At 54.7% G+C, this 21,958-nt stretch carries 19 protein-coding genes; 15 read left to right on the top strand and 4 right to left on the bottom strand.

Annotated features, from left to right (window positions below; all coding sequences use genetic code 11):
• The 4 genes from C7436_RS06070 to C7436_RS06055 all read left to right on the top strand — a co-directional run bounded on the left by C7436_RS06070 (position 1) and on the right by C7436_RS06055 (position 5,280).
• Positions 1 to 1,950: a nucleoside-diphosphate sugar epimerase/dehydratase gene (locus C7436_RS06070; protein ID WP_121207070.1), complete on the top strand. Its 1,950-nt coding sequence runs from the start codon at positions 1 to 3 to the stop codon at positions 1,948 to 1,950.
• A gap of 44 nt (positions 1,951 to 1,994) precedes the next feature.
• Entirely contained in the window at positions 1,995 to 3,416 is a 1,422-nt protein-coding gene (locus C7436_RS06065) for an MBL fold metallo-hydrolase (RefSeq protein ID WP_121207069.1), read from the top strand.
• Positions 3,417 to 3,487: 71 nt separating this feature from the next.
• On the top strand, positions 3,488 to 4,750 hold the full coding sequence (tviB, locus tag C7436_RS06060) for a Vi polysaccharide biosynthesis UDP-N-acetylglucosamine C-6 dehydrogenase TviB (protein WP_121207068.1): 1,263 nt from the start codon (positions 3,488 to 3,490) through the stop codon (positions 4,748 to 4,750).
• Positions 4,751 to 4,911: 161 nt separating this feature from the next.
• Complete coding sequence (locus C7436_RS06055; protein WP_113880620.1) at positions 4,912 to 5,280, top strand: histone-like nucleoid-structuring protein, MvaT/MvaU family; 369 nt, start codon at positions 4,912 to 4,914, stop codon at positions 5,278 to 5,280.
• 39 nt (positions 5,281 to 5,319) lie between these two features.
• On the opposite strand, the gene C7436_RS06050 is transcribed toward C7436_RS06055, so the two are convergent.
• Positions 5,320 to 6,270 (bottom strand): GGDEF domain-containing protein, encoded by a 951-nt coding sequence (locus tag C7436_RS06050; RefSeq protein ID WP_121207067.1) that lies wholly within the window; start codon positions 6,268 to 6,270, stop codon positions 5,320 to 5,322.
• Between the two features lie 2 nt (positions 6,271 to 6,272).
• Positions 6,273 to 7,301, bottom strand: coding sequence for a response regulator (locus C7436_RS06045; RefSeq protein ID WP_113880621.1), 1,029 nt, complete (start codon positions 7,299 to 7,301; stop codon positions 6,273 to 6,275).
• A gap of 352 nt (positions 7,302 to 7,653) precedes the next feature.
• Between C7436_RS06045 and C7436_RS06040 the strand changes: the two genes are divergently transcribed.
• Both C7436_RS06040 and sbcB read left to right on the top strand, forming a co-directional pair.
• Complete coding sequence (locus C7436_RS06040; RefSeq protein WP_228198071.1) at positions 7,654 to 8,532, top strand: DUF6160 family protein; 879 nt, start codon at positions 7,654 to 7,656, stop codon at positions 8,530 to 8,532.
• Positions 8,533 to 8,577: 45 nt separating this feature from the next.
• Positions 8,578 to 10,026 (top strand): exodeoxyribonuclease I, encoded by a 1,449-nt coding sequence (gene sbcB / locus C7436_RS06035; RefSeq protein WP_121207065.1) that lies wholly within the window; start codon positions 8,578 to 8,580, stop codon positions 10,024 to 10,026.
• Positions 10,027 to 10,086: 60 nt separating this feature from the next.
• On the opposite strand, the gene C7436_RS06030 is transcribed toward sbcB, so the two are convergent.
• Positions 10,087 to 12,090, bottom strand: coding sequence for a tetratricopeptide repeat protein (locus tag C7436_RS06030; protein ID WP_121207064.1), 2,004 nt, complete (start codon positions 12,088 to 12,090; stop codon positions 10,087 to 10,089).
• A 215-nt stretch (positions 12,091 to 12,305) separates the two neighbouring features.
• On the opposite strand from C7436_RS06030, the gene rfbB reads away from it, so the two are divergent.
• From rfbB to rfbC, 4 genes are read left to right on the top strand one after another with little or no spacing between them, the layout of a single operon-like run.
• On the top strand, positions 12,306 to 13,373 hold the full coding sequence (gene rfbB / locus C7436_RS06025) for a dTDP-glucose 4,6-dehydratase (RefSeq protein ID WP_121207891.1): 1,068 nt from the start codon (positions 12,306 to 12,308) through the stop codon (positions 13,371 to 13,373).
• Positions 13,373 to 14,284, top strand: a complete 912-nt coding sequence (gene rfbD, locus C7436_RS06020; RefSeq protein ID WP_170155419.1) for a dTDP-4-dehydrorhamnose reductase — start codon at positions 13,373 to 13,375, stop codon at positions 14,282 to 14,284. Before rfbB ends, rfbD begins: the two co-directional genes overlap by 1 nt.
• Positions 14,281 to 15,144, top strand: coding sequence for a glucose-1-phosphate thymidylyltransferase RfbA (gene rfbA / locus C7436_RS06015; RefSeq protein ID WP_121207062.1), 864 nt, complete (start codon positions 14,281 to 14,283; stop codon positions 15,142 to 15,144). The genes rfbD and rfbA overlap by 4 nt, the downstream gene beginning before the upstream one ends.
• Positions 15,145 to 15,161: 17 nt before the next feature.
• Positions 15,162 to 15,704 (top strand): dTDP-4-dehydrorhamnose 3,5-epimerase, encoded by a 543-nt coding sequence (gene rfbC / locus C7436_RS06010; protein WP_121207061.1) that lies wholly within the window; start codon positions 15,162 to 15,164, stop codon positions 15,702 to 15,704.
• A gap of 66 nt (positions 15,705 to 15,770) precedes the next feature.
• Here rfbC and C7436_RS06005 read toward each other — a convergent pair whose 3' ends face one another.
• A complete protein-coding gene (locus C7436_RS06005) occupies positions 15,771 to 17,264 on the bottom strand; it encodes a flagellin N-terminal helical domain-containing protein (RefSeq protein WP_121207060.1) in 1,494 nt (497 codons plus the stop codon).
• A gap of 327 nt (positions 17,265 to 17,591) precedes the next feature.
• On the opposite strand from C7436_RS06005, the gene C7436_RS06000 reads away from it, so the two are divergent.
• The 5 genes from C7436_RS06000 to C7436_RS05980 are packed head-to-tail and all read left to right on the top strand — an operon-like array spanning position 17,592 to position 21,931.
• Positions 17,592 to 18,725: a DegT/DnrJ/EryC1/StrS family aminotransferase gene (locus C7436_RS06000; protein WP_014422033.1), complete on the top strand. Its 1,134-nt coding sequence runs from the start codon at positions 17,592 to 17,594 to the stop codon at positions 18,723 to 18,725.
• On the top strand, positions 18,722 to 19,441 hold the full coding sequence (locus C7436_RS05995; RefSeq protein WP_014422032.1) for a WbqC family protein: 720 nt from the start codon (positions 18,722 to 18,724) through the stop codon (positions 19,439 to 19,441). The genes C7436_RS06000 and C7436_RS05995 overlap by 4 nt, the downstream gene beginning before the upstream one ends.
• Positions 19,442 to 19,450: 9 nt before the next feature.
• Entirely contained in the window at positions 19,451 to 20,143 is a 693-nt protein-coding gene (locus C7436_RS05990) for a class I SAM-dependent methyltransferase (protein WP_121207059.1), read from the top strand.
• Positions 20,143 to 21,285, top strand: a complete 1,143-nt coding sequence (locus C7436_RS05985; protein ID WP_121207058.1) for a DegT/DnrJ/EryC1/StrS family aminotransferase — start codon at positions 20,143 to 20,145, stop codon at positions 21,283 to 21,285. The genes C7436_RS05990 and C7436_RS05985 overlap by 1 nt, the downstream gene beginning before the upstream one ends.
• A complete protein-coding gene (locus tag C7436_RS05980; protein WP_121207057.1) occupies positions 21,278 to 21,931 on the top strand; it encodes a DegT/DnrJ/EryC1/StrS family aminotransferase in 654 nt (217 codons plus the stop codon). The genes C7436_RS05985 and C7436_RS05980 overlap by 8 nt, the downstream gene beginning before the upstream one ends.
• The last annotated feature ends 27 nt before the right edge of the window (positions 21,932 to 21,958 follow it).

Genomic DNA, 21,958 nt, shown 5'->3' with positions numbered 1-21,958 from the left:
ATGGTAGCCAGCGTTATCAATTCTATTCTGGGATGGTCCAGGCCTCTAAAACGATTCATCTCGGTACTTGCAGACTTTCTGCTGCTTTCCGTCGCGGTTTGGGGGGCGTTTGCGTTAAGGTTCGAAACCGTCAGCTGGATGCCGGACAGCAAGCAATTGATTGTTTGTTTGGCGGCGGTTCTAGTGACGATTGGCGCATTCATCAAGCTAGGTCTGTATCGAGCTGTTATACGCTATCTCAGTGAGCATGCGTTTCTGGCCATTATTGTGGGGGTGGCGTTTTCGAGCGTTGCTCTTATCGTTTTCGGTTTTCTGTTTCAGGCCCTGGTACCGCGTTCCGTGCCAGTCATTTACGGCGCCTTTGCGTTTCTTCTCGTTGCCGGAACACGCTTTACGGTTCGCGCTATTGTCCAACGGCCCAGGGAGAAGGCCAAAAATAGCGTGCTTATTGTTGGGGCTGGCCCCAAAGGTCTGCAATTGGCATCGGCCCTGTCACAAGGCGTTGAGTATCGCCCGGTAGGTTTTGTCTCGCTGTTAAGCAGCAATCATCGTTCGGTTATTGGTGGCTTGCCGGTCTACTCGGTTGAGCATCTGGAAAAAGCGGTGAGAGAGCTGGATGCTTCCCGGGCGTTGCTGGCGTTGGAAGATGCGGTACCGGTGAACAGAAAGCAGCTGCTCTCGTCCCTGGAGAAGCTCTCCATTCCGGTCCAGACTGTGCCGTCGATGTCTGAGCTTGTGGCGGGCCAGGCTCGCATTAATGATATCCGGGATCTGGAGATTGAGGATTTGTTGGGGCGTGATCCCGTTCGGCCCGATGCCGCGACTGTCTCTGAAAGTCTCTATGGAAAGTCCGTCATGGTTACCGGAGCTGGCGGGTCCATCGGCTCTGAACTATGCCGGCAGATCATTCGACACAAGCCCAAGGTGTTGGTGTTGTTTGAGCAGTCCGAATTTTCCCTGTACTCGATCGAACGAGAACTTCGCTCCATTAGCCAGGTTGAAAGCCTGGATGTCACTGTACATGCAGTTCTCGGTAGTGTGACCCATAGAAGGCGGTGTGAGGCCGTTTTGAAGGCGTTTGGTGTGCAAGCGGTCTATCATGCGGCTGCATACAAGCACGTGCCTTTGGTAGAGCATAACGTCATCGAAGGCATACAGAATAATGTGTTTGGTACCTGGCATACGGCCGAAGCGGCCATAGCAGCAGGTGTCGAGCGATTTGTGTTGATCTCAACAGATAAGGCCGTTCGCCCAACCAATGTGATGGGTGCGACCAAGCGTATGGCAGAGCTTGTGCTGCAGGGCTTGTCGCAACGCCAGAGCCAGACTGTTTTTTCTATGGTTCGTTTCGGGAACGTGCTGGGGTCTTCTGGGTCTGTGGTACCTCTTTTTCGAGACCAGATTCGTGATGGTGGGCCTGTCACCGTTACGCATCCGGATATCATCCGCTACTTCATGACGATTCCGGAAGCCAGCCAGTTGGTGCTGCAGGCCGGCAGCATGGGACAGGGGGGAGAGGTTTACGTGTTGGATATGGGAGAGCCCGTAAGAATAGCCGACCTTGCCCGTAAGATGATCCACTTGATGGGGCTTGAAGAGAAAACTTCAGAATCCCCGGGCGGCGATATCGAAATTGTCTATACCGGGTTACGGCCGGGGGAAAAGCTTTTCGAGGAATTGCTGATAGGCGATAACCCCCAGGGTACGGCTCACCCAAGAATATTGATGGCGCGCGAAGTGTCATTGACATGGGATGAAGTTGAGGAGTATCTGGGGCGACTCACAAGAGCGAGCCAGAGCTTTGACTGTAAAGCCGCATTGAATATTTTGATAGAGGCCCGAACGGCCTATGCGCCTAACGGTGATGTGGCTGATCTGGTTTGGTGTAAAACCGGGGCGGCAAGTCCTGAACATCACGATAGAGATGGCAAAGTCCTTCGCTTGAGCTGACTGCCTGGAAGCGTTCCGCCAGGGACATCAACAAGGAATGTTGAATGATTGAGATAAAGCACCACGGTGCTGTGAATGGCGTCACTGGCTCCTGCCATGAGCTCCAGGTCTCGGACTTTGGTATTCTGATTGATTGCGGTCTTTTCCAGGGGCAGGAGAAAGGTGCGGCCTCTTCCGCCACGGAGCTGGCGATAGACTTCCCCATTGATCATATCCGCGCCCTTGTGGTCACTCACGTCCATATTGATCATGTCGGGCGGATTCCCTATCTTCTGGCAGCCGGATTTGAGGGGCCCATTGTCTGCTCTGAACCCTCAGCCATTATGCTGCCGGAAATCCTCGAAGACGCGCTGAAGATCGGCTTTACGCGGGATCGGGCTTTGATTACCCGGGTTTTGGACCGTATACGCAGCCAACTGGTGCCGCTGCCCTATGGCCAGTGGCATGAGCTGGTCTCTGAGGGCGATGCTGCGCTGAGAATCAGGTTGCAGAGGGCCGGGCATATTCTCGGTTCTGCCTATGTGGAATGCGAGCTCCACGATGGCCATCGCAACGAACGTATCGTTTTCAGCGGGGATCTTGGCGCGAGTCACGCGCCACTCCTGCCCGAGCCGTTATCACCTGAGAAGGCTGATCGCCTGATCATCGAAAGCACATACGGCGATAAGAACCACGAAGACCGGGAGAGCCGCCGCTATCGATTGAAATCGGTTCTTGAGCATGCCCTGGAAGACGGCGGTACGGTGCTGATTCCGGCATTCAGTATCGGGCGCACTCAGGATCTGCTTTATGAGATCGAAGCACTGATTGCCGAGTTTGGGGAGACTGAGATTTCGCAGTCGAGTGCAGAAGGCTCCTCTGGACCACTCCGATGGCAGAACCTGGAAATTGTTGTGGATTCGCCGCTGGCCGCTGAATTCACCCGAATCTATCGGGATCTCAAGCCATTTTGGGATGACGAGGCCCGGGAACTTGTCAGTGCCGGCCGGCATCCTCTGTCGTTTGAGCAGCTCACGGTAATCAATTCCCACGAGGACCATTTGAATGCGGTTGAGTATTTGGCTCGTACTCATCGTCCCTGCGTGGTTATTGCGGGGTCTGGTATGTGCGCTGGTGGAAGGGTGGTGAATTACCTCAAGGCGATGCTGGGCGATGCCCGAAATGATGTGGTTTTTGTGGGGTATCAGGCGGCTGGAACGCCAGGGCGGGATATTCTGACTTACGGGCCGCGTGGTGGATGGGTGGAGCTGGACGGAGAACGATATGGCATTTCGGCTCGTGTTCACTCAGTCGGTGGTTATTCTGCTCACGCCGGGCAGGATGATTTGCTTCGGTTCATTGCAGGTATTCCTGAGACGCCCGCCGAGATTCGCGTTGTCCATGGCGATTCGGGTGCCAAGCGCGCTTTTAAGCTGGCGTTGGAGGCAATGGCGCCGGATTCTGATATTCTGATTCCAGTAGGATAACGGGGTGAGCATGCGCTGATCGTGCGACCGTTCGCCCAAGCGCTTAGACCTTATTTAAGGCAGGAGAATATATGAAAAGGATTGCGGTAATCGGCCTTGGTTACGTGGGCTTACCATTGGCGGCTGCATTCGGCGAAAAGCGCGAGGTGGTTGGCTTTGATATCAACCCCAAACGGATTGCCGAGCTGAAGGATGGCATTGATTTCACGCGCGAGGTGAGCCGGGATGAACTGGTGGCGTCGTCGAAACTGTCGTTTACGGATTCTCTGGATGGCATTGCCGATTGCCAGGTCTACATCGTGACCGTGCCAACCCCGATTGACGAATACAAATCGCCAGACCTTACCCCGTTGGTAAAGGCCAGTGAGAGTGTGGGTAAAGTCCTCAAGAAGGGTGATATCGTTGTTTATGAATCGACGGTGTTCCCCGGTGCGACTGAAGAGGTCTGTGTGCCGGTTCTGGAAAAGATGTCCGGCCTCAAGTTCAATCAGGATTTCTTTGCCGGTTACAGTCCGGAGCGTATCAACCCGGGCGATAAGGAACACCGCGTTACCACCATTATGAAGGTGACCTCCGGCTCAACGCCCGAGATTGCCGATGAGGTAAATGATCTTTACGCCGGCATCATTACTGCGGGAACCCATAAGGCCAGTTCCATCAAGGTAGCGGAAGCGGCAAAGGTTATTGAAAACACTCAGCGGGATTTGAATATTGCGCTGATGAATGAGCTGTCGATGATTTTTGCCCGCATTGGGATCGATACCCATGAAGTGTTGGCCGCTGCTGGTACTAAATGGAATTTCCTGCCGTTCAAACCCGGATTGGTTGGCGGGCATTGTATTGGTGTTGATCCGTATTACCTCACCCATAAGGCCCAGGCCATTGGTTATCATCCTGAGATTATTCTTGCTGGCCGCCGTGTGAACGACAATATGGGGCCATACGCAGCCGCTGAACTGGTCAAAGCGATGATCAAGAGGGGGCATACCATTGCCAATTCGCGTGTATTGGTCATGGGGCTAACGTTCAAGGAGAACTGCCCGGATTTGCGTAATACCCGCGTTATTGATGTGGTTAATGAGTTAAAGGATTTTGGTTGTCAGGTGGATGTCACCGATTGCTGGGCCAATAATGAAGAAGCCGAACATGAGTATGGTATTTCTCTGGTCCCCGAACCGAAAGCCGGTGAATATGATGCGGTATTTCTTGCGGTACCGCACCGCGAATATGCCGGTCTTTCAGCGGAGCAATTGCGTGCTTATACCAATAGCAACGGCGTTTTATTTGATTTGAAGGGTGTGTTGCCGTTAGGGCAGGCGGATTTACGCCTTTGATCTTTAGGTGAAATACAAAGCCGGCCATTGTGCCGGCTTTTTTGTTAAGTGGATTTAAGTAATTTATTTTGCCTCATTTCGGTTTCTCTATTATTATTTGTTTCGACTTTCGGTCATATTCAATCAGTATTTAAAACCCCACGATAAAAGGTTTTATTTCCATGGCAAAGATTAATGATTATTACCAGAAGAAGCAGCTGATGGAAAAGCTGGCCGCCGAGCTGGAGAAGCTCGAAAAGGACCAGGCACTGAAAAGCGAACTGGAATTCGAAAACAAAGTTCGTGATTTGATGAAAGAGTATGACAAATCACCGAAGGACGTTCTGCAGATTCTGTCTGCTATTGATCCTTCTATCGCTGGCGCCAAGGCCGAGACTTCAACCGGTACCCGTGCCAAGCGTCCGCTGAAAACCTATAAAAACCCGCACACCGGTGAAGTGGTAAAAACCCGCGGTGGTAATCACAAGACTCTGAATGAGTGGCGTGAAAAGCACGGTAAGGAAGCGGTACAGAGCTGGCAGCAGGATTAACTGCCCATTCCCCTCTCTCTCAATAGAGGGAGGGGGATATTAACTGACTACGACTTTGTTCCGCCCGCTTTCCTTGGCTTTATACAAAGCCTCATCTGCCTTTTGCATCCACTGCATATAGTTCTCTGGCGTTTCAGTTAATTGCGCGATGCCCATGCTCACTGTGTAGCGAATATCGCCTGCGGTTGTGCTAACCGTGCTGTTCTCAATCGCCTCACGAATGCGCTCGCAAATGACCCGGGCATTCTCGGCATCGGTTTCTGGCAAAATAATGCCGAATTCTTCACCGCCATAACGGCCGGCGCTGTCCGATTGCCGGATGTTATTGCGAGTGACTTCGGCGGTATGGCGAATCACCTCGTCTCCGGCCAGGTGGCCGTATGTGTCATTCACCGGTTTGAAGTGGTCGATATCGAACATCACCAGGCTTGTGGCCTGGCCATAGCGCCGGAAACGTTCATATTCGGCATCCACCAGGTTTTCCCAGGTGCCCCGGTTCAGCAGCCCCGTTAGCCGATCTGTCATGCTGAGTTTCGCCAGCTGTTCGTTTGCACGTTCCAGGGCCCGTTTGCTGCTGGCGAATTCGGTTACGTCGTAGATCAGCAGGCACACCTTCTCCACCTCACCGTTCGGAGCGGTGATCGGGCTGATGGTCAGGTTCTGGAACATGTATTCTTCAGTGCCTGTGATCGGGCGTGTATTCCGGAACTTGAACAGGTAAGGGCGCTGTTCCCAGGAAGTAAAAGCCCGGGTGTTCAGCATGGCGACGGCGTCTACCTTTCGGGTAAGCCAGGCTTCCGGGATGTCCGGAAAGGTTTCGAACAAAACCTTGTCCTGAATCTGGCTGGCGGTAATGCCACTGTGGTGTTCCATGAAGCCGTTCCATGCCTGGACGTGGAAATCCAGGTCCAGCACGACCAGCCCCACCTCGACGGATTCGAGCATGTCCATCAGCCAATGGAATTCGTTGGCGCCCTGATTAAAGGCCATAGTCAATCCACCAGATACGCGAGGCGTTTTTCAAGGAATGGGATGGAGTCCTCGGTTAGCAAGATCAGCATGTTGCAGCGGATATCCCGGTTTTCCAGAGCATAGCTGATCTCAATACACAGCAGCTGTTCTTCCCGCTTGCTGTGATGATCCAACAGTTCGTTAACCGGGCGGTGCTGGCCGAGAACGGTCGGATGGCCCAGGCCCAGCTTCAGGTCGAGTTGATCGCCAATACCGTTGATAAACGCGCCAAACAAGATACTCGACATATCCATGAGCACTTCCACGTTCACGGACTCGCCTTCCAGCACGTCATAGTGAAGCAGTTCGGCCATTTCCCGGAAACTGGCGTCTTCAAACAGCAGGAGGGCCTCGCCTGCGATACCGGCGCCGGTAAAGCCCTGGCAAACGGCTGAGTAGTCTTCTGCTCGCTGCGCAGCCGATATTGCCATGTGCAGCTCGGAGTTGGCGATAAACGCAACTTTGGGGATAGGTTGTTTGACAAATACCTTCAGCAGCCGGGCCAGCAAGTCGGAGGAGCGCCCCATGGCGACGTTGGATATCTCCTGCAGGTAATCACTCAGGCTTACCGATATTTCCGGACTGGCTGCCTCCCGGGTATGAAGGCTGGCGTCGTTAAGGGCAGTGTCTTCGAGTTCGGAAGGGCGATAGAAACCGTACTCTTCGAGCAGTCGGGAAACAACGCCGGTGTCGGTTGGCTTTTTGATGAAGTCGATGGCACCCAGTTTGCGCACACGTTCCCGGGCTTCCGGCTGAATGTCGCCCGAGACCACGATGGTCAGAACCGGAAGATCCTCTGAGCGGATGTGTTCCAGCACCTGGTAGCCGTCGAGTTCCGGCATGTTCAGGTCCAGAAATAACAGCTCGGCTTTCTGATCGCGCAGTATGGTTAGCGCCTCCTTGCCATCTCCGGCGAAGAGGATGTCGTCTGCCAGGCCGGGTGGCAGAGCTTTGGCCATTTGTTTGCGCGCCAGAGCAGAGTCGTCGCAGATCAATATTCTGGTGGTCATGGAGTGCCGTTTGGGGCCTTTAACGAAAGGGCGTAAGTATACCAATCTCAGGCGTTGTGTATATGCGGGCTACATTACAAGTTCGCTAAGCTACATATTCGTTCCTAAGTTAGTTTAGTCCTGTGACGAACATCAAGCTTGAACAACAAATGACGGCCAGGTAATGAATGAATGTGATGTACCTCACTCAATGTACGAGGCTCGGTCGGATATAGTCGTGTTGCGGTCAAAAAGAAACAGTTTGTTACAAAGAATAACGGGCCGCATGCCAGCACCGAAATAATAAAACCAGCGGGCAGGCATGGAGTCGGGTGTCGAAACTGACTCACTAAAACAATCAGAGACACAATCTATGACAACGCAAGCGTACGGATGCGCTGCCCTTGCCATGCTCTGCCTGGGTATTTCGCCCGTTTCCCAGGCAGAACTGGAGCCCATTTCAGATAATGCGATGGGCAAGGTAACCGGGCAGGCCTTTATGCAGATTGAAAACATCCCCGGCCAGAACCATGAGTTCACGCGCATGACGCTGACCATGGATGTAGAGACCCGTGTGAATATTGACGATATTCAGGCCGGTCAGATCAATGGCGGCACGGACTTCTCTGCCACCCACCTGGCCCTTGGTCATATCGCCCGTAACGACGGCGAGGTCTTCAATGGTAAGACCTACAATGCCGGGGATGAAATTCCTTTCGAAGCGCGCATGCCCTATATCGAACTGGCGGAAGATGCCGCGGGCCTTGCCGGATTCCGCATGGGTTTCGGGCAGGCAAGGGGCTCGGTGTCGTCCCATACCACCAGCTTCAGCGGCGACATCGGCCTGAAAGTACAGGATTCAACCGGTGCCGTTTACGATACCTATCTGTTTGATGGCGATGGTGGCGCGGCCACCAACTACCGTGCCTCTCACATTGGTATTGATCCCAACTCCTGTGTTTCCGGAGCTAACTGCACGCCACTTACCCACCTGCAATCACTGACCGTAGGTGAGGATAACGGCAGTGCCGATGGCACCATCGGGTTTACAGATGCGTTTTTCGTCGGTTTTCAGCGCGATGATGGCGTAGCCTGGCAAACGCTGGACGGTGCCAACACCATCAGCGTTGGGAAAGGGGTATTTATTAACCTGCCTACCAACATGACCGTGGATCTGAGCCAACTTGTTGGCCCGGATGGCATTGACCGCCTGCGCACCCATCAGACGGATATGGGTACCAAGCTGTTTTGATTTTGCTAGACTCCTGCCTCTGAACCAACACGCAGGAGTCTTCCTTTGATCCGCTCTTTCTACTGGCACGATTACGAAACCTTTGGCGTAGACCCGGTTCATGACCGGCCCTCCCAGTTTGCGGGTGTGCGCACCGATGCGGATCTGAATATCATCGAAGACCCGCTGGTGATCTATTGCAAGCCAGCCGACGATTACCTGCCATCCCCCGAAGCCTGCCTGATTACTGGTATTACTCCCCAGAAAGCGCTGGAGGACGGATTTCCGGAAGCCGAGTTTATCGCCCGGATTAATGAGGCTTTCAGCCAGCCCGGTACCTGTGCCGTGGGCTACAACAGCCTGCGGTTTGATGATGAAGTGACCCGGCACACGTTGTACCGCAATCTCCGGGATCCCTACGCCAGGGAATGGCAGAACGGGAACTCTCGCTGGGACATCATTGATATGGTGCGGCTGACCTACGCTTTGCGGCCGGAGGGTATCCATTGGCCCCGCAAAGAGGATGGCAGCCCGAGTTTCAGGCTGGAAGAGCTGACGGTGGCCAATGGCATTGCTCATGAGGCTGCCCACGATGCCATGTCGGATGTGCTGGCCACCATTGCCGTGGCAAAGCTGATCAAGGAAAAGCAGCCCAAACTGTTTGATTTCGTTCTGAACAACAAAGACAAACACTCTGCACGGCAAATGCTGGACACGGCGAGCATGAAGCCGGTGTTTCATATTTCCGCCAAATATCCGGCTACAAGAGGTTGTTGTGCGTTGGTGGCACCGTTGGCAGAGAGCCTGAGCAACAAAAACCAGGTGATCGTTTACGATCTTCGGGAAGACCCGGAGGCGCTGATCAATGCCTCGGTCGAGGAGATACGTGAGCGGGTATTTACGTCTCAGGCGGAACTGGGGGAGGGTGTTAGCCGCTTTCCACTGAAAGGCGTGCAATTGAACAAGTGCCCTGTGCTGGCGCCAGCGACCATGCTCTCCACGCTGTCACAGGAGCGGTTGGCCGAGCTGGAGTTAGATGGTGATGTGCTTCGGGCAAATCTGGCCAAGTTGCGCAAAGCTCCGGATCTTCCTGCTCGTATTGCCCAGGCATTCGAACAGGATTTTCAGGGCAGCGACCTGACCGATCCCGACGAGCAACTGTACGCGGGCAGATTTATCAGCAAAACCGACCGGGAGAAACTCAACTGGTTGCTGACCCAACCCGTGGATACCCTGGCCGAGCAGGAAGTGAGGTTTGAAGACGCGCGCCTGCCGGAGATGCTGTTCCGTTACCGTGCCCGCAACTATCCGGATACCCTGATTGGCGAGGAAATGGAGCGCTGGGAGCAGTTTCGTACCGAACGGTTGATGCAGCCGAAAAAGGGGTGGCGTTCATTGGAGGCTTACGGTCGGGAACTTCAGCGATTGGCCTCTGATCCTGAACTGACGCCCAAAAAGCAACAGGTTCTGGAAGATCTACATCTTTACGGTGAATCTTTGATTCCCTACCTGTAGCGAATTGCAGACCCCGGGCATCCTCGCGTGAGGATTGTCCCGGTATCTGGGTGGCGCCGATTAGCGCCGACGCTGGAAATACACGCTCAGGTTCTGCCCCATCAGGCTTTGAACTTCACTACCCAGGGCTTCCGCCTGGATCTGGCGCTGTACCGGGCCGGTGGCCAGGCTGTGGCCATCTTCATCCCGGGCTTTAATCAGCTTCCACTCTACTTCATTGCTCACCAGGGCCAGCAGCTCTTTGAGCTGGTTGGCGTCCTGCGGCCGGAACCATCGATCGCGGCAGCCGCCCAGGCTGTAGAAGTCCTCGTCCTTCAGCAGCTCTGTCCAGAGGGTATCTTGCCGGTTGGCCAATACCATCCTGCGAAGTTGACGCAAGGCGGTACGAGTGGGCTGCAGATTGTGCTCCGCGACCAAGCGGCGAATCTGTTTGTCGCCCTGGGTTTGCTCGGCCAGCGCCGTGTGCATGTGCACAATGGCACCGGTGTTGGAGGCAGTATTGATGAGTGCGGCCAGAGAAAGCTCGGTCATGGCCGGTGAGGGCACACGGCCCACTTCCACCCAATGGACCTTGTGACCATCGGCCACAAAACGCTGTGCGATGGACCAGGGCCAGAACACGATGTTGTCCATGTTCAGGCTCTGGGCCATGCGGGTGCCTTTGGCGATATTGGCCAGGGATTCATCAACTGCAATCACTTCGACATCGTTCAGGTATTGCGCCAGCTCCATGGCTCGCTGGCCAGACTGAGCGCCGCACACCATAATCCTCAACGCGGCGGGGAGGTTGTCGGTGTTCAGGCCAAGTTCCTGCGCCATCACGGCTTTCAGGCTGGTCTCCGTCCGATAGGCCAACTGGCTCCAGGCCGGCCATGCCTGGGGCACATCGGTTTTCTCCAGGCAGAGTTCCTCGGCTTTTTCGTCAAAATTCTGCTTGATGGCCTCTTCTTCTGCCCGGTTGTAGTAGCTGGCTGCCATAATGGGTTGCATGGCCAGTGGCCAGTCCACCAGATTCCATTGGCCGAGTTGAACTGCAAAGTTCTGGTGGAAAAGCGCACCATACATTGCACTGATCATCAGCGAGCCAATCAGGGCCTCTTGAGGTTCGCCCACGGCAAATTGCGCCATGATGCTTTCATTGATGGTGGCCGCCAGGCGTTCCTCATCGTCTTCCGCGGCCAGCGCGAAGCCGGTGCGGTCGGCGTATTCGGCGATGGCCAGGCAGAGGGGCTGCAGTTCGTCCCTCAGGCTGGCCGTTTGAGCGACCTCCGACATGATGGCGCGGCGCAGTAGCACCACCAGTTCTTCCACAGCGGCATTGGGCATCAGAGTTTTCTGGAGCGCCAGGATCAGCAATTCATCTTCTGCCGCGGCATCCAGGAAGATTTCGGCGTTAGGGTTATCCAGGTCGTATTGCTGCTGGATGATTGCGCCGACAAAGTGGCCGATTTCCTGGTGTGGCAGACCTTCTTGCCGAAGCAGGGCAATGGCGTCCAGCGCCAGATCGCTGTCGGCTTTGTGAACCTGAAGGTGCTGCGCGCAGGAGAGCATGCCGGAATAGACAGAATCCCATTCCGATCCGCTTTGGAGTAGCTTGCGATAGTGCAGATAGGCAACATCAAACTGGCCTTGCAGCCGTTTGGCATGAGCAACGCCGCAGAAAGCGGCGGCAGATTGCCGGTCGCATTCCAGTGCCTGCAGGAAATACTCCTCCGCCAGGGCGGGGCGCTCGCTCTTCAGTGCCCAATAGCCCAGGTTGCAGTATTGCTGGGCCTGCGCCGGTTGCCGATTGAGACTGGCATTGAACAGGGCATGGGCCTTTTCAAGCTGGCCGTCGTCCATCTCCACTCGCCCGAGCAGACCAAGGGCCGCTGCGTGATCGGCCTCCAGCGCCAGCGCCTGATTCAGGTATTCCCGGCATTCATTGCGCGCTTTCAGCCGCTGAATGTAGGAGAGCCCGTTGCTGTTGGACTCGCCGTACGCCAGGTTTGCCTGGAGCACCAGGCGCGCGACCTGAGCCTGAACGGAGCGGGAAAGATGCGCGTTATGATGTTGTACTTGCATGGAACACCTCGTTACCAGCCAATATCCGATGCGGCAAAGGTCTGCAGTTTTTTGACGGTTTGCCGGGGTCTGGGGGAGGTGTAGCGAAAGGTGTGCCAGTTTCAGTTTTGTCCATAGTCGTGTCTGTTTACAGCGACGAGTTGAAGGTTTTGGTTATACTCGGGCCTCGATGCCAGGAAAAGAGACGCCGGGAACTTATGACGGGAAGCAATAGCATGACGAGAACAATTCTCGTAACAGGTGGGGCAGGGTTTATTGGCTCAGCCGTTGCACGGTTCATTATTGAGCGTACTGACGATAGCGTTGTGGTGCTGGACAAGCTCACCTATTGCGGCAATCTGGACAATCTGGCCGGGCTCCAGGGCCATCCTCGTTTTGTGTTTGAAAAGGGCGATATCTGTGACCGTGAGCTGGTGGATCGTCTGTTGGAACGGTACCGGCCTTCTGCTGTGCTGCACCTGGCTGCCGAGAGCCATGTAGACAGATCTATTGAGGGGCCTGCGGTTTTCATTGAGACCAACATCATTGGAACCTATACCCTGCTCGAGGCTGCCCGCGCATACTGGGGCCGGCTCGAGGAAGGTGAGCGCCAGATGTTTCGGTTCCATCATGTCAGCACCGATGAGGTGTTTGGTGATCTGGCGGATTCACGGACAGGACAAACCGCCTTCACCGAGCAAACGCCTTACTCCCCGAGCAGCCCCTACAGTGCAAGCAAGGCCAGTTCGGATCACCTGGTCCGGGCCTGGAGTCGAACCTATGGTTTGCCGATTCTTATTACCAATTGCTCCAACAATTACGGGCCGTTTCAGTTTCCAGAAAAAATCATACCGCTGATGATTACCAACGCGCTGGCAGGTAAACCTTTGCCGGTATACGGTGACGGGCGTCAGATCCGGGACTGGCTCTACGTTGAGGATCATGCTGAGGCTCTCTATCGAGTGCTCACGAAAGCCAGTGCGAACGAGGCCTACAACATTGGCGGTAATGCCGAGATGAGGAATATTGATCTGGTTCGTGCTTTGTGTGATGTACTGGAGGAAGTTGTTCCCGAGAAACCGCAAGGAGTTCAGCGTTTTGAAGACCTGATCGCCTTCGTTGAGGACAGGCCCGGGCACGACTTGCACTATGCTATCGATGCTTCCAGGATCCGCCGTGACCTGGAGTGGGAACCAAAACAAACCCTCACATCCGGGCTTCGGAAAACAGTGTATTGGTATCTGGATAACCAGAACTGGTGCGAGCGAATTGCCGACGGCAGTTATCGGTCGGGGAGCGTTTGATGCGCATTCTTCTGTTTGGTGGTGAGGGCCAGGTTGGCTGGGAGTTGAGGCGTGCGTTGTCGGTTCTCGGGCAGCTAGTGGTACCTGCCAGAAAGCCGGGAGAGGGTGGTGATTTAGGTGACCTGGAGGGCCTGAGGCAAACCATTCGGCGCCATTGTCCGGATGTGGTGGTGAATGCCGCCGCTTACACCGATGTGCCGGCAGCGGAGCACGAACGGGCGCGGGCTTTTGCCATCAATGCTCTGGCGCCTGAAGCCATGGCGCAGGAGGCGGCGCGCTGTGGTGCCTTGATGGTTCACTATTCAACCGATTACGTTTACGACGGCCAGTCTGATGACGCCTATTCCGAGACGGACGTTGCACAGCCCTTGAATGTCTATGGTGAGAGCAAGTTCGACGGTGACCGTCGAGTTATGGCGTCAGGTTGCGACTACCTTATTTTCCGGACCAGTTGGGTCTACTCCGTCCGTGGCAAGAATTTCCTGACAACGATGCTGAAGCTCTTGCGTGAGAGAGATCGGCTAACGGTGGTTGATGATCAGCGGGGTGCGCCGACCTCGGCAGAGCTGCTGGCGGACGTGACTGCTCATGCTGTTGCCCGCACCTACCCAGATCGTGCGTTATGTGGGCTTTATCACTTGACTGCGAGTGGGGCAACGTCTTGGTACGGCTATAGCTGTCTGATTGCAGAACTGTTAAGGGAGCGATCGGCCGGGCAGGTGATTGACGATGCGGCCATTGTCCCGGTAACGGCTGCGGTCTATGGCTCAGAGGTTTTGCGACCGAAGAATTCCTGCCTGAATACATCCCGGCTTGAAAAGGCTTTTGATCTGGAGCTTCCGGATTGGACCACGGGCGTGATTCGGGTTGTCGACGAAGGGCTTTATTTCGAGAAACGGAGGCAGCTGTGAAAGGTATCGTGTTGGCTGGTGGATCCGGAACCCGGCTGTACCCCATTACTCAGGGCGTGTCTAAACAACTGTTGCCGGTTTACGACAAACCCATGGTCTATTACCCGCTGTCGATACTGATGCTGGCGGGTATTCGGGAAATCCTGATTATCACCACACCTGAAGATAGTTCCACATTCCGAAGGCTGCTGGGCGATGGCAGCCAGTTTGGCATCGAGATCGAGTACGCGGTTCAACCCAGGCCAGAGGGTATCGCCCAGGCATTTCTTATTGGTGCGTCGTTTATTGGTGCGGAGAGCGTGTGCCTGGTGTTAGGGGACAACATCTATTACGGCCAGGGCTTGAGCCAGAAACTTCAGCGGGCGGCCTCGCTTGACTCCGGTGCTACGATTTTCGGCTATCAGGTGAAGGATCCCGAGCGGTTTGGAGTTGTTGAATTCGACGAGGAGGGGCGAGCGGTTTCCATTGAGGAAAAGCCCGCGGTGCCAAAGTCCGACTATGCGGTCACGGGTCTGTATTTTTACGATAACGATGTGGTTTCGATTGCCAGGAGCATTTCGCCTTCGGCGCGTGGAGAGCTTGAGATCACTGCGGTAAACCAGGCGTATCTGGCTTCCGGGAAATTGAACGTGGAGCTCCTTGGTCGTGGTTTTGCCTGGTTAGATACGGGAACGTTTGACTCTCTTTATGAAGCGTCCGGTTTTATTGAAACGCTTGAGAAGCGGCAGGGACTGAAGATTGCCTGTCTTGAGGAGGTTGCTTTTCGAATGGGTTACATAGACCGTGATCAGTTGCTGGCTCAGGCGGATAAGCTTGATAAAAACAGTTATGGCCACTACCTCAGACGACTCGCGCAATAGAAGACAACAAGGCGACCATGGATATCATTGAAACCAAGATACCCGATGTAAAAGTGCTGGTACCCCGGGTGTTCGGGGACAGCAGGGGGTTCTTCAAGGAAACCTGGAATCAGCGACAGCTGGAAAAGCTGGGACTGAACCTGTCCTTCGTACAGGACAATTTCAGCCGCTCCTGCCGGAACACGTTGCGGGGCCTGCACTATCAGTGCGAACGACCACAAGGCAAGCTTGTCTGGGTGAGCCAGGGAGAGGTGCTGGATGTGGCCGTGGATATTCGCCCGGATTCCACGACGTTCGGGCAATGGGTATCCGAAGTGCTGTCCGATACCAATCATCGGATGATGTGGATCCCTCCTGGGTTTGCGCATGGTTTTCTGGTCAGGAGCGAGCAGGCGGACTTCCAGTACAAGTGCACGGACTTCTACGCCCCGGAGTATGAGCGCTGTATTCGGTGGGATGATGAAAACCTGGGTATCGACTGGGGGAGTGTCGAAACCAGTCGGTTGATCATTTCTGAGAAAGACGCTGCGGGCCGGCCTTTCCGGGAATTATTTCCCTAGTGTTGTAGCAGAAACAAAAAAGCCAGGTTGCCCTGGCTTTTTTGTTGGGACATTTGTTTTGGTGTGTTAGCCCTGCAGCAGCTGAAGTACCTGCTGGGGGCGGGCGTTGGCCTGAGCCAGAACTGAGAGGCCGGCCTGCTGGAGAACCTGGGTTCTGGCAAGGTTCGCAGACTCCGCCGCGAAGTCGGCATCCTGGATCCGGGAGCGAGCTGCAGAGAGATTCTCTGACGTGGTGCTCAGGTTGGCGATGGTCGATTCCAGCCGGTTCTGCACTGCACCCAGGTCTGCGCGGATTCCGTTAATGGTTTCCAATGCAGAGTCGAGCACTCTCATCGCACTGCTGGCGCCCTCGAAAGTACTGATGTCGATGTCGGCTACTTTTTCCGGGTCGGAGCCAAAGGTGTCTGTGGTTGCGAAAATGCCGCCTGCACCACCGGCCACCGTAGAGGAAACGGCAAAGCTGGAAGCGGAGTCAAAGTTTATCTCACCAGCTATCCGGGCGCTGTCGTTACCGCCTGTGGCCAACTGGGCTGTCGCCTGGGAGGAGCCGGTCAGATCCATGGTCGGCGAGCCAGCTCCATTGCTGGTAAAGCCTTCAATGACAACGTCTTTACCGCTTTCCTGGATGAGCTTGATGGTTCCGCCATCCACTTCGGCCGTAATGCCGGTTTTGCCACTGCTGGCGTTGATCTCGCGGGCTAATGGCTCAAGGTCGTTGACGTCGGATATCTGGGCGGAGATAGTTGCATCGTTGCCGTCGCCAGTCGACAGGCTCATTGTCACGGTGCCGCTTGCGCTCAGGTTGGATAGCTCAACGCTGGTGCGGGCGCTCGCGGAGACACCGGTTGTTTCGGCGGCTTTGTTGATTTCCGCTGCAATAGATTCTGCTGTCGCACCAGACGCTGTGATGTTTACCGTCTGCTCATCAAGCGAACTGGAAATCGTAATATCCTGAGGCTGTATCGCATTCAGTGCGGGTGCCGTGCCACCTGAGGCTACGGTGATAGAGCCCGTGGAGCTACCGCTGGCGATGGTCTCGACCGTGTTGTTTGCCAAAGTGTCGATTCTGGTACCGGTGATCGACACAGAAATGGTCTGGTTTTCGTTGGCACCGGCCTGGAATTTCTGAGCCTGGAACGTTCCGTCGAGAAGTTTAAGGCCGTTGAACTCTGTGGTGGTTGCAATCCGCTCAAGCTCCTGTTTGAGCTGATTCACCTCGGCCTGCAGAGCTTTTCTGTCTGACGCAGAGTTGGTGGCGTTCGCAGCCTGCACGGCCAGTTCTCTCATCCGTTGAAGGATGTTGCCAGATTCCCCCAGCGCGCCCTCAGCTACTTGAGCGAGCGAGACACCGTCATTGGAGTTTCGTACCGCCTGGTTCAGGCCTTTTACTTGCGAGGTAAAGCGTTCCGCAATTGCCAGCCCGGCCGCATCGTCTTTTGCTGAATTAATTCGCAAACCTGAGGACAAGCGCTGAAGTGTTGTGTTTGCGTCCTGCTGAGAGGCGTTCAGGTTGCGTTGAGCGTTCAGCGACGCGATGTTGGTGTTGATGATCTGAGGCATGTCTGTTCTCCCTGCTCAGCTTTTGCCGGGGGCTGGTTCGTCGAAAAACGAGAAGGTGAACCTTTGCCGGCTGGAATTCGTTAATTTGCCGTTTGCAGGGATCAAAGCCAGGCGCGTGCCATGTTTAAAAAAATACTTTAATAACATAATTTTAAGGAAGGATGGTGCTGACCCGGTTTCGTTTTCTTGCCGCGTTGTCAATAAAATGACCGGCCGAGAGGTAAGGATTTGCCGGTATGGGTGAACAAGAAACTCATTGGAGCCCGGGTTCTGTTTACTGCTAGGATTGAAGTAGATGAACAATAACGACTTTTTGAGGACGCCTACGTGGCTGATGACCTGATTACCGTTACCCGGCCCAGCCTTCCTGATCTTGAAAAGCTGCAGCCTCTTTTGGAGGAAATCTGGAAAAGCGGGCGGTTAACCAACGGTGGGCGCTTTCATGAGGAACTGGAAGCCCGCCTTTGCGAGTATCTGGGGGTCGAACATCTGTCCCTGTTCACTAACGGCACGATTGCTCTGGTTACTGCTTTGCAGGCGATGCGCGTTACCGGGGAGGTGATTACCACGCCCTATACCTTCGCGGCGACGCCCCATGCTTTGTTATGGAACAAGCTCAAGCCTGTTTTCGTGGATATCGAGCCGGATAGCTTTAACCTCGACGCCTCAAAAATTGAAGCCGCGATAACCCCGGAGACCACAGCCATACTCCCCGTACACTGCTATGGGACTCCTGCAAATATTGATGAAATCCAGCGAATCGCCGATCTCTACGGGTTGCACGTTATCTATGATGCGGCCCATGCGTTTGCAGTCAGATACAGGGGCCGGAGCCTACTGGAGGCTGGTGATATTTCCGTGCTCAGCTTTCACGCCACCAAGGTGTTCAACACCTTCGAGGGTGGGGCGCTGATACTCAAGGACAAGAAAACGAAGCAGCGGGTCGATTACCTGAAGAACTTCGGTTTTGCCAACGAGACCACGGTGGTCGCCCCGGGTATTAACGGCAAGATGAACGAGTTCCAGGCAGCGTTGGGCTTGTTACAGCTTGAGAAAATTGATTCCGACATTCGGGCCCGGCAGAGTGTGTACCGGAAATATCGTGAGGAACTCATGGGTATTGAAGGCCTGCAACTGATGGAAGAGCCGGTCGACACTGAGTGGAATTACTCCTACTGTCCGGTTCTGGTAAATGAGAGCTTCCCACTGTCCAGGGATGACCTTTATTCTGAATTCCGAAAGCAGGGGATTCTGGTACGCCGCTATTTCTATCCGCTGGTCTCCGATTTTCCAATGTACTTTGACCCTTCGGCGGTGTTCGAAAATGCCGCAGATACCGCCCAGCGAATTCTTTGTCTGCCAATCTATAGCGACCTCAATGATGAGGATTTTGGCCGAATCATAAGCTGTCTCCGTGAAGCCGCCAATGGCCATCATGGGGCTTCAGGACGCGGGCAATGAAACTGGCGGTTATGCAACCCTATTTCTTTCCGTATCCGGGCTATTTTCAGTTGATGGCGCACGCGGACACCTGGGTTGTGTTTGATCATTGCCAGTTTGTGAACAAGGGGTGGGTCAATCGCAATCGTGTTTTGCACCCCAATCCGGAGAAAGGGTGGCAGTACATCACCGTACCCCTGAGCAAAAGGGGGCGTTTCGATTTCATTGATGACATTGAGATTGACGACAGCAGTGACTGGCGTAAAAGCCTCACAGGTAAGCTGGTTCATTATCGTCGCGCGCCGAACTATCGGAAAACCATGTCGGTTTTTGAATCAGCCATCGGGGCGCCCAACGCTGTCCTGTCCAGATTTCTGACCCACAGTCTCCGGGTACTGGCTGATCATCTTGGCATCAATACAAAGATCCTGGTGTATTCTGAGCTGGACCTGGGGATCGATCAGGTCGCCCATTCCGGGGAGTGGGCGCTCAAGATCGCCAAGGCCATGGGGGCGGAGCACTACATTAACCCAATGGGGGGGCAGGCTCTGTTTGACCCTGCACAGTTCCGTGAGGCGGGCATTGGTCTCTCCTTTATGGAATCGACTATTCGCCCGTACGTTCAGAATGGCTACGATTACGTTCCGAACCTGTCCATCCTCGACGCCTTGATGTGGTGTGATGAGGGGACGCTGCAAGACATATTGCTGAACGACTTCACCCTCCACCCAGCCTGAGTGTCAGTGATGAGTGACGATTATCTGCACAAGGAATACCCGAAACAGTTTGATCGCGACGCGTTCTGGCAACAGATCAAGCGGACGGTGAATGGCAAGCCTGTCAGTGAGCAGGATATTCGGATGATCGTGGATCAGATATCGGGGGCACTACAGTTTCGGCCAGGCGAGGTTCTCCTGGACCTGGGATGTGGAAACGCCGCGCTGGCCAGCTATCTGTTTGATTCGATATCAGAATACCATGGCGTAGATTTTTCGGAGTACCTGGTTGGTGTGGCCCGGGAGTTTTTTTCGATACCGGGCAAAACGCATTTCTATTGTGGGGATGCGGTAGAGGCGACCCTTGAGTTTACTGAGGCTTCCCGAATTACGCGGGTGCTCGTCTACGGCGTGATCTCTTATCTTTCCGCTGACTCAGTGAGCACGCTGTTGAAGACCATCTGGAGTCAGTACAGCGCCTGTGAGCGAATCTTTATCGGCAATGTACCGGATAAAACGAAGGCGGCCGATTTCTTCCAGCGGCGCAATGTCGCGGATTACCGGTTGGACGACCCGAAGTCGCCGATTGGGGTCTGGTGGAGCGCGGACGAGTTCGTTGCCCTGGGCGAAGCATGCGGTTTTAACGTAGACATCATGACGATGCCGAATGATTTCTACGGCGCCGGCTACCGATTTGATGTGCTTATGACGAGGCCAGTCTGATGTCTTCGACAGGCTTTCTCTCAACATCCAACCTTTACGAGCCTGAGAAAGAGCGCATTCTAAGGTATATAGATCAGTGGCTTGAAAACGGTGGGGAGAGTCGTCCGGGTTGGTTAGTGTCGTTACTTGAGAAACGTCTCTGTGAGTACCATCAGGCTGAACACTGCGTGGCCATGTCCACGGGTTTCTGGTCATTGGTGGCGAGCTTGCGGTTAAGTGCCCTTGATGCTCCAGAGGTCATTATCCCGTCGTTTACCTACCGCCGGCTGGCCGATGTTGTGTTCTGGGCCGGTAAGGTTCCCCGTTTCGTGGACATTGATGAGTCCACGCTGGCTATCTCTCCCGAGTCAGTTGAGCGGGCTATTGGGTCAAACACCGCAGCCATCCTTGCGGTTCATCCCATCGTGAATTGTTGCGATGTTTCGCGACTGACAGAGATTGCAGCGAAATATGCCGTGCCAATGGTCATCGATGCCGTGGAGTCCGTTCACGAAACCTGGCAGGGAAAACGCGTAGGGTCTTTTGATGTGCCCGAGGTGTTCTCGTTGCACGCGAGCAAGCTGATCAATGGACTGGAGGGGGGCTACGTGTGTGTGAACGACAGCGCCTATGCAGGCAGGCTTCGTGATTTCAGATCCCGCGACAGCAGTAACGCCCGACGTCTGAAACCCGGGCACTGGCTCGCTTCGGACATGCCCGATATCCATGCTGCTTTTGCCCTTGCCGGACTGGACGAAATAGAAGAAAACGTCCGCCACAACCGCAAGATTTACCGGGCGTATCAAAGAGAGCTCAAAGGGGTTGGCGGTATTCGGCTTGTCGCGTTTGATGAGGCTCAGCAAACGTCATTCAAAAATATTGTTGTTGAGGTTCCAGGCGTGAGCGGGGAAGAGAGAGACCGCATTGTGCGGAATCTGAATCAGGCTGGCGTTCTGGCCCGGGCCCACTATTCACCGCCGCTCCATATCAAAAGCCATGAGTACCCGGTTTTGTGCCCGGAGCCCCTTCCCGCAACCGAACGTGCTGCCCGGGCATTGCTCAATCTACCCTGTGGCTTCAGAGTCTCTGAAGCGGATGTGACGCATGTCGTCGCCATGATCAAGTCTCTACTATCGGATGTCCCCGGGAGTTGTGATGGCTGAATACAATGCCCGTAAAGTGGTTTCCGATATTCTGGCCAACCGCTATTTTACGAACCATGGGCCTCTTGCCCGTGCACTGGAGCAGACACTGGAAGAACACATGGGAGCCCGACACGCGGTGTTGGTCGGAAGCCTGGAGCTGGGACTTCTGGTGGCCCTGATTGCGTTGCGAACAAGGCAGCATTCACGCCTGGTCTATTACCCCGGGGATGAAGATCCGTGCCTGGTACACGTAGGGGCGTTCAGTGGTCTTTCGGTTCATGCTCTGGATACTACCGACAGTGTTGTTCAGGACACCGATGTCCTGTATCGGACACTCAGGGAGGAACGCGGCTTGAACTGTGCATCGGTTGGTCAGGGCCAGCAACAGCTTGTCGTCCATTATCCGGACTGGTCGAGCGCCCGCCCGGAACAGGGGATTTCCGATGGCTTTCCTGAGCCAGTCCTGCTGGAGTTACCAACAAGGCACGGTGGCGCGGTGTTACTGTTTAACTCTGACGAGCTCGCGGAGAGAGCCCGCAACGTTCGTAGCAGTTACGGTGTTCGCAAACAGGTACCGGTGTTTGTCACTTGCAACGGTCGGTATTCGGAAGCACAGGCCGGAACGGTTCTGGATTATCTGGCAAATTCCCTTGGCTGGTCATAGCCGCCCCAAAGATTACTAGAGGTAAGA

This window comes from Marinobacter nauticus (genome assembly GCF_003634635.1).
In the GTDB taxonomy this organism is placed as follows: Bacteria; Pseudomonadota; Gammaproteobacteria; order Pseudomonadales; family Oleiphilaceae; genus Marinobacter; species Marinobacter nauticus.
This window is presented reverse-complemented; position numbering and strand designations above follow the sequence as displayed.